The organism is Psychrobacter cryohalolentis K5, from assembly GCF_000013905.1.
GTDB lineage: Bacteria > Pseudomonadota > Gammaproteobacteria > Pseudomonadales > Moraxellaceae > Psychrobacter > Psychrobacter cryohalolentis.
Map to the genome: position 1 here is coordinate 927,886 of NC_007969.1, position 14,307 is coordinate 942,192.

Here is a 14,307-nt window from a genome sequence, read left to right on the forward strand (position 1 = left end):
AGGCGTTAATGCCGTTATAAATAAAATAAAGGAAGCATTATGTCTGCTATCTTAAAAGCGACCAATATTAATAAGATATACGATGAAGGTGCCGTGAGCACCCAAGTCTTGACTGGTTTGGATTTGACTGTCACCGCTGGTGAGCGTATCGCTATCGTTGGTACCAGTGGCTCAGGAAAGAGTACTTTGCTCCATCTGCTTGGTGGGCTTGATACGCCAACCAGCGGTGAGGTTTGGTTGCATGGTCAGTTGTTAAACAGTATGAATGAGACCGAACGCGGTGCGATGCGTAATAAGCATTTGGGATTTATTTATCAGTTTCATCATCTATTGGCTGAATTTACTGCCATTGAAAACGTTGCCATGCCACTACTAATGCGCCCAGAAGTATCGACGGCTGAAGCGCGTCAGCAAGCCATCGATATTTTAAACAGTGTTGGTCTTGAGCATCGTTTGGCTCATAGACCGGGTGAATTGTCAGGCGGTGAGCGTCAGCGCGTGGCGATTGCGCGTGCTTTAGTCACCAAACCGTCGCTTATCTTGGCAGATGAGCCAACAGGTAACCTAGATTATGATAACGCACAAAGTGTTTTTGGATTATTATCAGAGCTGCAAAGTACGATGCAAACGGCACTATTAATGGTCACTCATGATCGAAATCTAGCGGCGCTTGCTGATCGTCAGCTGCTTTTACGTAATGGTCATTGGGAAAATTATTAAAATATAATAGGAAAGGACTGCAAGATAGCAGTCTATTGATTGAGTAAGGATAAATATAATGGATAAAGATGACGACCCGATTGCTGCTTTTGGCAGTATTGAAGAAGGCGATGAGCCACTAAACCTTTATATGGATACCGCGTTATTTGATACGCTCGATAAACAAGGTCAAATAGATTTACTGACGCCCGTTTTCGATCGTATTACTTTGGCAGGTGTTGATTTTGATTTAAAGGTTCAAGACAGTGCGACAGGTAAACGTTATGTATTGCTCAAAAACGAAGAAGTGGTTGAAGTTTTTGTGATGGATAATAAGCTCACTGACAACATCCTTAATGCTATTGAAGAAAATAGAGATGAGGATTGATAGCATTTATTAAAGTTCGGGCGGCTTATCTAAAGAGCTAAGCTGCCTTTTTTGCCAACTCGTGACAGTCTTATAGCGCCAAATGGCTTTAAACGCTAAGCCGCAGACGATGCTTGTAATAATGGCTAAGATAGTCAGACCTAGGCAAAATGCAGTCAAGGACACAGTGCCTTTATAAGTAATAAAGGGATTGGCGCCGTCCGATATAATCCATAAACTTAAGTCAGAGATCATCCTGCCGATCGTGCGCAAGCTAATCATTGGCAAATCGAGTATTTCGGCACCGATATAGTATCCAGCGTAAAATACCGGTAAGGTGGTGAGTGGATTGGTAATCCATGTTAAGCCCAGTGCCATAGGGACATTGGCACGGAAAATAAGCGCACCAATCAATGCCAATAACATCTGTCCTGGCAATGGAAAAAAGGCACTCAGCACACCGATATAGACGGCTTTATTTAAGCTATGGCGATTAAAATGCCACAATCGTGGGTCAGAAAGTTGTGGCGCAAACAGTTTTAATGTGCGACTTTCTAACACTTTTTCAGGGGTAGGTAATAAGTCTTTTAAACGTTTTTTTGGCACAGATTTGCCTTTACTCATTGTCTGCAGCCCGCTCAATCATAATAATAATAGGCAGATAGGCAGTCATGTTATTGATAAAAGTATAGATAAGAATTCTATCAGAAAAACGTAAAGAGAACGTTAGACAATCACCATCCTAGTGTGTGCAATTAGTATAGGATAATATCCGGATAAATACCATGGCTTGATGTAGTGGTATTTAGCGCCAAGGTAATATAGCAAGCGCATGACAGTTTTTTAGTGGATGCTATATATTATTTCAAATATCACGCAAGGAGCACTGGTGTATTGGTTAATAGGTAGCTTTATCATCCTTGCTATGATGTGTGTTTTGGCGGTTGCTGATAGCACGCCTATACCAATAATGCCGCTATTTATGGATAGCGCTAGCACTCCTGTTCTGACTATTTCATTCGTACTTCTTACCTTTATTTTAATTTTGATCAGCCAGTTTACTATCCCGTCAGTTAACCCTATCAATTCCGTAAAAAGTACGCCACATTATTCTAGGTTTGCTTCTCGTATTCTCTATTTTATATCAATCGCTATACTAGCAAGCACTTTGGTTATTGGTAGTGGTTTGAAGGCACTAATAAGTCATCAACAAGCAGACGATCAAAAAATTACTGAGCCAATGCGTGTGCAGGCTTTGGTTCATATAGAGGGAATAAGCGATAGTGTGTATGATGCTGGTACCGATACCGGCTATCGGCAAGTGGCGATCATCAGTCAAATATTGCCATTGGTTTCTGAGCTGACAGCGCAAGACTTGGATAAAGTGACAGCAGAATACGGAGCAGGGCTAAATAATAGCCTAAGCGGCGATGATATCAAGTATGAATCTTCAAATGCCATATCTTCACATCAAAACACACTTGCTGAAAATGCTGTTCAAGATAAGGTATACCGCGTCCTACTCAATGCTTACCCAAAAAAGCCAGCCAAACAGTCATCTAAGACTAACTCTCAGAAAAAATCTAAGAAAACAGAAAAACAAAGTCAGATTGTTGACTTAAATCATCTGCAGCCGGGTGATAGATTGTTTATGACCTTGACGCTTGCACCGCTTGCTACTTCTGAGCAAGTATCAAATAACCCATCAGGGTTTGATAGTTATCGCTGGCTACGTAGTCGGCATATTGACGGCGTTGCCAATATACTGGCTACTAGTAGTAGCTCGATTTTGCCATCTAGTCACCCACAGACACATTCAAATTCGCATTTACTCTCTTCTGATTCTTATTTAACACGGTTGCGTACTGCTATTGACCAAGGGCGTTGGCAATTACGTCAGCACTTTTATAAAGATTGGGCTACAAATACTGCTGCAGAGCAACAAGCAAAAGCGGTCACATTAAGCTTGCTGACCGGTGATCGCAGTTTAATTAATCGTGAGACCAAAGATCTATATCAGTTGGCTGGCATTTCACATTTATTAGCAATATCGGGTACACATGTTTTGTTTTTAGCGATTGTGCTGGCTGGTATAGTTATCCTATTGATTAATCGTCTGTATCCCGCTCTATATCGCTATATTCCGCGCTGGCACGTACGTTGGTGGGTGATGATTAGCGCCGCATTTATTTATGCATTGTTTACAGGGTTTGATGTGCCCGCTGCACGTACCGCATGGATGCTACTGGCAATTGGTCTGACAAGACTAACTTTATTGCCTGTCAGTACCATGCGCGTATTATTTGCCTTGGCAGTACTGATGGCGTGGCATGACCCTTATGTATTATGGCAAGCAGGTTATTGGCTGTCCTTTATTGCCGTGGCATTATTGCTTAAATATGAAGATACCTCACAAAATCAGCCATTAACATCAAACCAACCCTCTACTTCCTATGACAAATTACTCAGATGTCTATGGCTAAGTTTTAAGCGCTTATTTAAGTTACAGTGTTGGCTATTTCTCGCTCTTTTACCTGTAACTTTGTTACTCTTTGGCAAAGCCTCATTATGGGGGTTAATCGTAAATCTCTTTGCTATTGGCTTATTTGGTTGGATTATCGTACCGCTGAATTTATTGGCTGGGCTTTGCTATCTCATATTGCCGTCTGTAGCTGATATTATTTGGATGTTAGTCACTGCGATTGTCAGTAACCTACACGAACTGATAGGATGGCTAACGGCAATGCCTGTGCTATCAGATGCGTGGCTTTATACGCCCGTCAATGCCGCTATTTTGCTTATGGCATTATTAACCATATTACCTTGGTTGCTACCTCGCGGTCTGATCAGTCGTTGGTTAGTATTGCCACCGCTCAGTCTTTTGGTAATGACGGTATATGCCAATCAGCAGTCACTGACTACGACACCCACTCTATATATATTGCCAACGGGTGATCATTATATAAGTGCCGCTTTATTACAATATCCGGTCGTCAATGATAAAGATGCCAAAAATACCAGCTGGCTGTTTTTGGCAGATCATAGACCCAGTAACACTAAAATTAAGATCATGCCTAGCAATCTGACGGCAGATAAATTATCTGCCACGTTAGCGCAGCAATTGGGCAGCTTATCTGTCAATAAGCTAGAGGGCATCGTCGTACAAAGCAGTAGTAGTGGCGTGACTGATTCACGCGTTTATGATAAAAAGAGCAGCGCAGTGAGTCCTAATGATTCAGAGCTCTTACCCATGATAGTCGCTCAGCTCAGTCAGAGATTGCCTGTGAGCCAATACTGGCAAGCAGGACATAGTGAGCGTTGGTCTGCGCTGTATCAAGATTATAAAGTTACTACGGACTCTCAAAAGACGGCAACTATCAGCGCCCAACGTTGCGAATCCGGTAAAATATGGCAGCTGCCAAATGGCAACTTAACGTTGCAAGCAATCACAGGCTGGAGCAAGATAGAGGATGCCAGTGTTTGGGATTGTACCGTGGCTATTGATAGCAGCACGCCCATACGAGTGCTCAAGTATCAAGCAAATGAGCCTCTCAAGTCATTACCTGCTAACTCGCAAACACTCATGTCAAAAAGCCAACCACTATCTAACCAAGCAAATATGTTGCAATCGCGGCTAATTTTGAATGCAGATACGCATGAGCGAACTTGGCAAATGTGGTCGTTGCTATGCTCGGCTGATTTAACCAATAGCAATATAGCCATGAATCATACGACATGGCTGGGTCACAGTACCTCACCTATCTCGAATGAGGTAATCAGCCAGCAACAAATAGATGAGATAATCACCTATGATAATAAACCGTTAGAAGTTGCTTTATCTTCTGATGCGCTATTCAAAGAGGGTGATTAAGAATTGTTCCAATATCAATAATGTTGCAGATGTTATTGGGAACTCCTAATATCTAGTGATAGTGTTTTATTTTTGATATCACATTTATAAAATACACGTATTTCACAGAGATGCTATTGAACCATGAGTAAAATGGCACCATACTTAACCACCTATTCATACAGAAAACTTAAACAGTAAGAATCTCGAATTTTCTGTCGTAAGTTTATATAATCTGTCTTTTATCGTTTTACATTGTTTCTACTTAGGAAGTTATATGCCCAACTGGCCGCCAGACCCTAACAAACGTCCTGATAATTCGGCAAATCAGCCAGCACCGATGCAGCAGTCAAACCAGCCGAGCGGGCAAGAATGGCGACTGATTGAAAATACTTTATTAGCAAGCGTGGTCGAGCAACGCCGTGCCCGTCGTTGGAGTATTTTCTTTAAGCTACTGACCTTTGGCTATATTTTATTGATATTTTTGACGATTGGTCGTAGCTGTAGTACTGAAGCACCCACTGGTCTTGATGGTATAGATACCAGTAAGCCGCATTTGGCAGTGGTTGAGCTTCAAGGAACTATTAGCAGTGGTGATGTCGCTAATGCTTATGATGTCAATGATGCGCTCACACGCGCCTTTAAAAACAGTAACTCAAAGGCAGTGGCGCTCGATATCAACTCACCGGGTGGTTCGCCTGTACAGTCAGATGAAATCTGGCAGACTATGATGGATTTGCGTAAAGAATATCCAGATAAAAAGCTTTATGCAGTGATTGGCGATATGGGTGCTTCTGGCGCGTATTATATCGCATCAGCGGCTGATGAGATTTATGTCAACCCATCAAGCCTAGTCGGTTCGATCGGCGTCATTATGCCAAGCTATAATGTAAAAGGCTTGATGGACAAGGTCGGCGTAGAAGATCTCACCATTACAGCAGGTGAATATAAAGATATCTTGAGCCTGTCACGTCCCCTAACGGATTATGAAGAAAAGCATGTTGAAAAAGTGCTAGACAATACTCATAAGCATTTTATCAATGCCGTAAAAGAAGGTCGTGGCGATCGTCTAAAAAATCCTGAACAAAATAAGCTGTTTTCGGGATTGTTTTGGACAGGTGAGCAATCTATCGAGTTTGGCTTGGCGGATAAAAAAGGCAGTATTTCAAGTTTAGAGAAGCAGCTTAAATTAAATAACGTGGTTAATTATACGCCAAGTGATCCGTTCCAATTATTTATGGATCGCTTCGCCGTTAAATTGGGCGCAGGTGTGGGTTCAAGCATCAATCTTGATCTCTTGCCACAAGAAGAAGGCAACGCGCAGATGCGTTAATAGACTTTAATTTTTAGCGTTACCGTGTATGATTGTTAAGGCTGAGCGTATGATTACGCTCAGCCTTATTTATGTGTCGCTATCTAGCATTTAAAACCATAAATACAATACAAACCATTATAACAACTAATGAGAATGTGTCATGAGTGAAGTCAATTTGCAGTCTTTTGCGTCCTTACCGATATCGAAAATAACCCAAAAACCAGTCATACATTTTGCTCACGCCAACGGAATGCCAAGTCCTGTCTATGAGCCATTTTTTGAGAAATTGGCTGAATTTTTTACTATTGAATATATCTCAATGTTAGGCGATACGCCTGATTATCCGGTCGATAACCAATGGCGAAGTCTCACGCAGCAGATTGTCGATAGTGTTAAAGATACCTGTAAAAAACATGGCGTTAAGCAAGTCGTAGCCGTCGGGCATTCGCTTGGTGCCATGTGTACCTTGCAAGCGTTGTACCGTGCACCTGAGTACTTTTCGCAAGCCGTTCTGATGGATCCGCCATGGATTTATGGCAAAGTTAGCTTGCTATGGCATCTTGCCAAGACAGCAGATCGATTGCCATTGATGAATAATCGTTTGATGGATAAGCTATCGCCAGCTGGCGTGTCTAAGCATCGACGTGACGTATGGGATAGCCGAGAAGATGCGTATGACAAACTGCGCCATAAAGGATTTTTTAAAGATTTTACTGAGCGCAGTTTTCAAGGTTATATTGAGCATGGTCTGCATAAGCGTGCCGATGGTAAAGTTACCTTGGCGATTCCAAAAGCCAGTGAAGTCGCCGTCTTTCGGACTAACCCTTCTTGGTATTGGTTGACCCCAAATCGTGCCCCTAAAGTGCCAGTGACCTTGATTATTGGTGAGAACAGTATCTTTTTAAAGCGTCGATTCCCGCAACAAATAAAGTCGCGCTTACGTATTCCTTATATTACTCATGCGGGCGGTCATATGTTTCCACTTGAGCATCCAGAGTCTGTGTCAGAGCAGGTATTAGCATTGATTGAAAAACAGTTATCTGCCAAATAACAACAGGCTTTGTTTTTAATCAATGTCCTTACGCTAAACCGATTGTCTTTGTGAGCAGTTTTTAAGCAATGCTTCAGTATCTTTTCGAGTAAACCTATTATGTCAATGCGAATGCCAAATAAGAGCGCCGCTGAAAACAACAAAGTTGTCATACATCCTCAGCCTTTATTCACACGCTTAGGCACTTTACTGCTTATCATAGGCATGGTGGTTTTTTTCTTTATCAGTCAATTAATCGGGATTTACATCGCTGGCAAACTGGTGTTACCAACTGCCAAAAGCGCAACGGTCGGCGATATTTTCTTTTTTGGCAGCAATGATGGAACGGTTGTCAGTATTTCTATCATGATAGGCTGCGTGTTATTAGTGGCAATCAGTGCGTTAGTTATACGCGTGAGAGGCGGCAATTTAAAGCAGTATTTGGTATTAAGACCGTTCTCATTGGCGGTCGGTATGGGCATGATAGGGCTGCTGTTAATATTTATGATTGGCAGTCAGGCATTGACGTATATGCTTGATAAATCACCGTTGGCGTTTGTAGATCCTTTATATCAGTCTGTCAGCTCAGTATGGCTACTTATTTTTGCGATGGTTATCGTCGCGCCCATTTATGAAGAACTCATATTTCGTGGCATATTGTGGTCGGCGATTGCAGAGCAATTCACCTCGCCACCTGATACAGAATATCGCGGGGCAATCGTAGCAAGTCTAGTGACCAGTTTGATATTTGCGGTCATTCATTTGCAATATGGAATTTACGAGATCAGTACCATCGTGGTGTTAGCATTACTATTTTGCTATGCGCGTATCAAATCAGGCTCGCTGATATTGCCCATGTTATTACATATTATAAATAACGGCGCGGCTATGTGGCAGTATTTGGCGCAAGTAGCATAAAGAATAACAGTGAATATCTGATAATTAATACTTACGCCGTATGCATTGTTATTTAATAGTAGGTTTCATCAGGCATCAGGCATCAGGCATCAGGGTTAAGGGTTAAGGGTTAAGGGCTAATACTTCAGTCGCCGCGTGCTTGATATCATCGATGGTCAATTGAGGCTTACCGCTCAATGCTTGACGCCATTTTCGAGCACCCACTAATCCTTGGAATAACCCTAAATAGTGCCGAGTCATCGTTGGAAGTGCTTCACCTTTAGCTATTTGCTCTTCTAAATAAGGATACAGCTGAGCTAGTATAACTGAACGCTTCGGGACAGGGGTGTCCCACAAGCTATTGGCTTCGGCTAACAAATACGGGTTATGATAAAAGGCGCGCCCAATCATAACGCCATCGATATGCTCAAGGTGTGCCTCAATATCAGCGACGGTCTCAATCCCACCATTAATCTCAATATCAAGGGTAGGAAAGTCCTGTTTTAAACGATACACATCTTCATAACGCAGTGGCGGTATCTCACGATTTTGCTTTGGGCTCAAGCCTTGTAGCCATGCCGTACGCGCATGAACGATAAAACGTGTACAACCACCTGCTGCTACCTTTTGTACAAAATCCGCCATAAATTCATAACTGTCAAAGTCATCAATGCCAATACGATGCTTGACCGTGACTGGAATATCGACTGCCGCTTGCATATGCTTGACCAAGTCTGCAACGGTATTGGGTTCTGCCATCAAGCAAGCACCGATTTTATTGTGCTGTACACGATCAGAGGGGCAGCCCACATTAATATTAACCTCATCATAACCATGCTGCTGAGCAAATTCTGCACACTGCGTCATCTCAGTGATATCTGCGCCGCCAAGTTGCAGTACTAGCGGATGTTCAAGAGTATCAAAGCGTAAATGCCGTGCACGATTGCCATGTATCAGCGCGCCCGTACTGATCATCTCGGTGTACAAATAAACATGCGGATTAAAAAGACGGGCAAAATAACGATAATCCGTCGTTGTCCAATCGATCATGGGTGCAACGGAAAGACGTTTATTGGTCATATCAACCATAGTGGTTAAGCCTTAATTTTTTAGAAATTTTTGAAGATGTATATGCTAAATGCTGATGGTATATGTGTCAGTTTACGTATCACTTGCAATGGCTTGTAAAACTACAATGAATAGGCTAATAAGAGATCAGCCTATTTGGATAAAATAACATTATATGACCTGATCGATTTTTTTGAATTCAGGCAGATTATAAAAATAAATGCCCATGATGATGGCAATAAAACCGATGAAAGTGATATAGAGTGCGGGTGAAAAGCTCACATATAAAGTAGCATAGCCAAGTCCAAATGGTACTAGCACCCCAACGATACCATAAGTGACATTGTAGCAAAAAGCCATTCCGGTGAGTCGCACATTGGTAGGAAATAGTTGAATCAAGATGGCAGGTATCATGCCGATAACACCGGCACAAAAGCCCAAAAGTGCATACATAATAAGGATATAGTCGCCACTTGCCTCTAAATGATAGAAGAAAGCAAGCATTTGAGCGATTAAAATAATAGAGCCTATCGCCAAAATTTTGCCAAAGTTTTGATGGTTAGAGATGATGCCATAAAAAATACAGCCAAAAATCATAAAAACGATGCCAAGACTGTGCGAGAATCCAAACAAGTCAGTATCGAGCGTAAAGCGTAATTCAATCAAATCAGGCAATAAAATAACCACTACTGTGGTGATGCTTGAGACAATTAAAGTGAGAACCAGACCTATAAAGATAGCATGCTTGCAATGCTTAAATAGGGTCGTAAAAGGCTTAGCAACATAATCACTAGGTCTTGATTTTTTCATCTGAGTGAAAAACGGGGTTTCTTCTATCCATCGCCAGGCAAGGAGCGGTAAAACCGTCAGGATAGCCGCTATAAAGAAAGGCAAACGCCAGCCATAATCTGCCAATTGCTCAGTGGTCAACGTACTGCTTAACCAAAGAAAAAAACCATTAGAGAATAAAACACCCACAAAAAAACTGGCAGTCACATAGCTACAGCCTACTGACAGATATTGGCGCGGCACGTGCTCTGCAACGAACACCCAAGAGAGTGGAACATAAAGACCATAGGCCATGCCATGTATGATTCGTAAGACGATAAACAATGCAGGCGCTGCCAAACCCCATTGTGCATAAGTAGGCAAACATCCCATCGCCAATAAGCTTGCTGCCGTAATCAAGATACTGATTAGTAATAACGGTTTACGACCTTTTATATCGCCATAACGTCCAAAGATAACACCACCAAGTGGGCGTGCCACATAACCAATTGCAAATAATGACAGCCCCTGTATCTTCATAAGATTGGGATCTGAGCTAACAGGAAATAAAGTCGCTGCCAACATATCTGCAAGATATAGGTATATTAAAAAGTCGAAAAACGCTATTGCACTGCTATAGCAAGTAAACAGTACCGTATTTTTATCTTTAGAAGACATAAGTGCATATTGAGAACGAGAAGGCATATTAGGTCACGCATCCAGACATTAAGGTATTCGTTAAGGCAGTCATTATCTAAATAACTGCCTATAATAAAAAACGATAAATCATCATTGCTAATGATTTATCGTCAAAATAAAGACGTTTATGTCAAATATGATTATATGAAACAGAATTAAGCCAAGAGCATTCAACTTCTGTTTCTTTTATATTGAGCCAACTATAATAGCCAATCAATAGGTAACCATGACATGATGGTTAGCCAAACATGGTCACTGACATCGACGCGCGGCTCTGAATCATAAATGACTTTCTTATCTTTTTCCATGGTATGCCATTGTAAATCACCGTTTTCTAGTAACTTCACTTCATACGCTTGGTTTAGTAAGTCATCGCTCAATGCACCATGCAACTGAGTCGCAAGCTCATCATCATTGATAATCACGCCCATCTCAGTATTGATATTAGCCGAGCGCGGGTCAACATTATATGAGCCAATGAATACTTGATAGTCATCAACGGCGAAAGCTTTTGCATGTAAACTGGTTGAAGATTGGCTACGCGCTTTCCAAAGTTTGTTTTCACGCTTTTCTTCAGAAGCGGTTGATTTTAGCTCATAAATCTTGACTCCCGCGCGCAGTAAACTAGGACGCCATTGGCTATAGCCAGAATGTACCGCCGTTACGTCGGTTGCATCAAATGAATTGGTGAGAATTTTGATTTCGATACCAGATTCTGCTAATGAGACCAACGTATTAACACCGTCTTTGGTCGGTACAAAGTAGGAGGAGATAATAGTCAGTTTCTTTGATGGACTACCAAGCAAAGTGCGCAGCTGATGCACCAGATTGGTGTCTGCTGGCACGGTTTTAGTCAATTTGCCGACGTCATCACTTAAGAATTGCATGTCCGTCCAGCGAAACGGCACGCGTTTATTAATCAAATCCGTATCGATAGAGGAGTCTTCAATGGCTGCTTTATACACTGATAAGCTGCCACTGCTACTACTTTTCTCATCGGCTTTTAACTTATCGAGCCCTTGTACGAAGTCAGTCGTCTCTCCTTTATCAAGGGTCGCTAAGGTTTGAATATCGAATGATATTGGTGCTGACCAGTAGCTGGCAAAGCTATTGTCAATATCTGCCACCACTTTACCAATCAATAGTACATCCAAATCTGCGAACTGACTGCTTTTGTCATTGCTTAGGTATTCATCACCGATATTACGACCACCAATGATGGTGATTTGTTTATCAAAAATCATGCTTTTATTGTGCATGCGTCTATTGATACGTGGCAAACCGGTGACAAAATTTAAAGTCTGAAATTTACGATGCATCAGTGGATTGATAATACGCACAGCAATATTAGGGTGACTGGCAAAACGCAGTAAATGCTGATCAAATTTAGCATTATTATTAAAATCATCGAGCAGTAAGCGTACGATCACGCCGCGCTCCGCCGCATCCCATAAGTCTTTGAGCATCAGCTGACCGGCTTGATCATCGTGCCAGATATAGTACTGGGCATCGATATTGCGCGTTGCCATACCTGTCAATATACTGCGTGAGGCAAAAGCATTGGCGCCCGTCACAATTGGATGATAGCCTGATAAATCAGGGTGAATCTCACTCTGTTGACTGATGGCAGCAACCAAATCAAGACTATCCGTGTTTGGGGTAGCAAGGTCTGTGCTGACAGTCGTAGTATTTATAGGATCGCCCTCTTTTTGGGCATCTTTTTCGATTTCAGCTTGTTTGCTGATGTCCGATTGGTATAAAGCATTGACCCGTGCGGATAGTGCTTGGCTTTCAGGCAAGTGCGGCTGCTTGGGTAAGCTTTGGCATCCACTAAGACCTAAGGTGAGACCGAGTGTCAGGCTCAACGATAAGTTGCTGGGTTCTATACTGAACATCGACATAAATAAATTACCTTAGTGAGCCTTTATATAATGGAGAAGTTGCCAAAAAATATGTATGGATTTCTTGGTGGTTTTGCAGATAATAACACTGATTATAAGGCATATGATAATATCGCCTAAGGCAAAGTTTAAATCGCCGCTAAGCTTATCAGGTGTCGGCATCTGTGCCTATTATAAATACGTTACTTTTATAAAATATTGCCTGTATTAGATATTGTTCTTATTGGATCTAGGTAGCACAATTTTTGCTTCTTATTTCTAATAAGTGATACGTTAGGCAAAATAATAGACAGTCAGCGCTGAAAACTGCTGCTTTGAAGCTGCTGCTTGGAATAATTTATCATGATATGATAACGCGAATACGTGATGTTTATAATCAAAAATAAACGCTATTGTAAATAACAATCAAGGCAATGGAAACTTTATGAGTCAACCGCAAAATAAAGACAATATAAACGGCTTGGATGCAAACTGGTGCAATGATGCACTGGATTTAGAACTCGATTATGGTATGCAAACCATTGCAGTACGTGCAGGTCAGCATCGTACCGATGAGGGCGAACATTCAGAAGCTATTTTTACGACCAGCTCTTATGTATATAGCTCAGCAGCTGATGCTGCCGGTCATTTTGATGGCACTAAAACGGGCAATGTCTACTCACGTCATACCAATCCAAGCGTACGTACCTTTGAGCGCCGTTTAGCAGCACTTGAAAATGGTGAGCGTGCAGTCGCAACAGCCTCTGGCATGGGTGCGATTTTGACCATGTGCTTGGCGTACTTAAAAGCCGGTAACCATTTACTTGCTGCTAATCAGCTATTTGGCTCCTCTATTGGTTTGTTTAATAACTATATGGCAAAGTTTGGTGTGGAAGTCAGTTACGTTGATTGTTTCGATAATGACGCATGGGCAAATGCTGTTCAACCAAATACCAAGGTGATTTATTGCGAAAGCCCTAGTAATCCATTGGCACAGATTTGTGATATTGGCTTTTTAAGCCAGCTATGTAAAGCCAATGATATACTCTTGGTCGTTGACAACTGCTTTGCCACCCCAGCTTTGCAACGTCCGCTTGATTTGGGTGCCGATGTGGTGATTCATTCTGCAACCAAATATTTAGACGGTCAGGGTCGAGTACTTGGTGGCGCGTTAGTCGGTAGTGATAAGTTGATGCAAGAAGCGTTTACCGTCATACGTTCAGGTGGCATCAGCATGAGTCCGTTTAATGCTTGGGTGTTTACCAAGGGACTTGAAACGCTTAAATTACGTATGCAAGCGCATTGTAGTAATGCCAATCAAGTGGCAGAGTTTTTGGTTAATCATCCCAATGTCAGCACCGTACACTTTTCAGGCTTGAGCGACCATCCATCGCATGAGTTGACCAAGCGTCAGCATCATATGAAAGACGGCTTTGGAGCCATTATGGGTTTTGAAGTGCAGCCATCAGAGACGCGTGATTCAAAATCTGCCGCATGGCATGTCATTGATTCAACTCAAATGGTCTCTATCACCAATAATTTGGGTGATGCGAAAACCACGATTACCCATCCTGCAACAACGACCCATTTTCGTTTGAGCGCCCAAGAGCGCGCAGAAGCAGGCGTAAAAGACGGTCTTATTCGTCTGTCGGTCGGTCTAGAAGATGTAGAAGATATCATCAAAGATTTGGCGCGTGGTTTAGACAGTTTGTAAAGATAACGGTATAATTGCTA

11 protein-coding genes are annotated in these 14,307 nt (G+C 42.0%); 7 read left to right on the plus strand and 4 right to left on the minus strand.

Going from position 1 to position 14,307, the window contains the following annotated elements:
• Nucleotides 1-39: 39 nt before the first annotated feature.
• The gene (gene lolD, locus PCRYO_RS04095) at nucleotides 40-720 is read left to right on the plus strand and encodes a lipoprotein-releasing ABC transporter ATP-binding protein LolD (RefSeq protein ID WP_011513135.1); all 681 of its coding nucleotides are present in this window, start codon (nucleotides 40-42) and stop codon (nucleotides 718-720) included.
• A 58-nt stretch (nucleotides 721-778) separates the two neighbouring features.
• A complete protein-coding gene (locus PCRYO_RS04100; protein WP_011513136.1) occupies nucleotides 779-1,087 on the plus strand; it encodes a hypothetical protein in 309 nt (102 codons plus the stop codon).
• Between the two features lie 9 nt (nucleotides 1,088-1,096).
• On the opposite strand, the gene PCRYO_RS04105 is transcribed toward PCRYO_RS04100, so the two are convergent.
• The gene (locus PCRYO_RS04105; protein WP_011513137.1) at nucleotides 1,097-1,690 is read right to left on the minus strand and encodes a DUF2062 domain-containing protein; all 594 of its coding nucleotides are present in this window, start codon (nucleotides 1,688-1,690) and stop codon (nucleotides 1,097-1,099) included.
• A gap of 265 nt (nucleotides 1,691-1,955) precedes the next feature.
• Here PCRYO_RS04105 and PCRYO_RS04110 point away from each other — a divergent pair, with 265 nt between their 5' ends.
• The 4 genes from PCRYO_RS04110 (at nucleotide 1,956) to PCRYO_RS04125 (ending at nucleotide 8,179) form a co-directional block, all read left to right on the plus strand.
• The gene (locus tag PCRYO_RS04110; RefSeq protein WP_226939331.1) at nucleotides 1,956-4,937 is read left to right on the plus strand and encodes a ComEC/Rec2 family competence protein; all 2,982 of its coding nucleotides are present in this window, start codon (nucleotides 1,956-1,958) and stop codon (nucleotides 4,935-4,937) included.
• Nucleotides 4,938-5,193: 256 nt separating this feature from the next.
• Nucleotides 5,194-6,249 (plus strand): signal peptide peptidase SppA, encoded by a 1,056-nt coding sequence (gene sppA / locus PCRYO_RS04115; RefSeq protein WP_011513139.1) that lies wholly within the window; start codon nucleotides 5,194-5,196, stop codon nucleotides 6,247-6,249.
• Nucleotides 6,250-6,391: 142 nt separating this feature from the next.
• Nucleotides 6,392-7,282: an alpha/beta fold hydrolase gene (locus PCRYO_RS04120; RefSeq protein ID WP_011513140.1), complete on the plus strand. Its 891-nt coding sequence runs from the start codon at nucleotides 6,392-6,394 to the stop codon at nucleotides 7,280-7,282.
• A 111-nt stretch (nucleotides 7,283-7,393) separates the two neighbouring features.
• Nucleotides 7,394-8,179, plus strand: a complete 786-nt coding sequence (locus PCRYO_RS04125) for a CPBP family intramembrane glutamic endopeptidase (protein ID WP_105575691.1) — start codon at nucleotides 7,394-7,396, stop codon at nucleotides 8,177-8,179.
• Between the two features lie 102 nt (nucleotides 8,180-8,281).
• Here the strand turns inward: PCRYO_RS04125 and dusA are convergent, their stop codons facing one another.
• The 3 genes from dusA to PCRYO_RS04140 all read right to left on the minus strand — a co-directional run bounded on the left by dusA (nucleotide 8,282) and on the right by PCRYO_RS04140 (nucleotide 12,594).
• Nucleotides 8,282-9,247: a tRNA dihydrouridine(20/20a) synthase DusA gene (dusA, locus tag PCRYO_RS04130; protein ID WP_011513142.1), complete on the minus strand. Its 966-nt coding sequence runs from the start codon at nucleotides 9,245-9,247 to the stop codon at nucleotides 8,282-8,284.
• Nucleotides 9,248-9,397: 150 nt separating this feature from the next.
• The gene (locus tag PCRYO_RS04135) at nucleotides 9,398-10,699 is read right to left on the minus strand and encodes an MFS transporter (RefSeq protein ID WP_011513143.1); all 1,302 of its coding nucleotides are present in this window, start codon (nucleotides 10,697-10,699) and stop codon (nucleotides 9,398-9,400) included.
• 194 nt (nucleotides 10,700-10,893) lie between these two features.
• The gene (locus PCRYO_RS04140; protein WP_011513144.1) at nucleotides 10,894-12,594 is read right to left on the minus strand and encodes a phospholipase D family protein; all 1,701 of its coding nucleotides are present in this window, start codon (nucleotides 12,592-12,594) and stop codon (nucleotides 10,894-10,896) included.
• A gap of 424 nt (nucleotides 12,595-13,018) precedes the next feature.
• Between PCRYO_RS04140 and PCRYO_RS04145 the strand changes: the two genes are divergently transcribed.
• The gene (locus tag PCRYO_RS04145) at nucleotides 13,019-14,287 is read left to right on the plus strand and encodes an O-succinylhomoserine sulfhydrylase (RefSeq protein WP_011513145.1); all 1,269 of its coding nucleotides are present in this window, start codon (nucleotides 13,019-13,021) and stop codon (nucleotides 14,285-14,287) included.
• Nucleotides 14,288-14,307 lie beyond the last annotated feature (20 nt).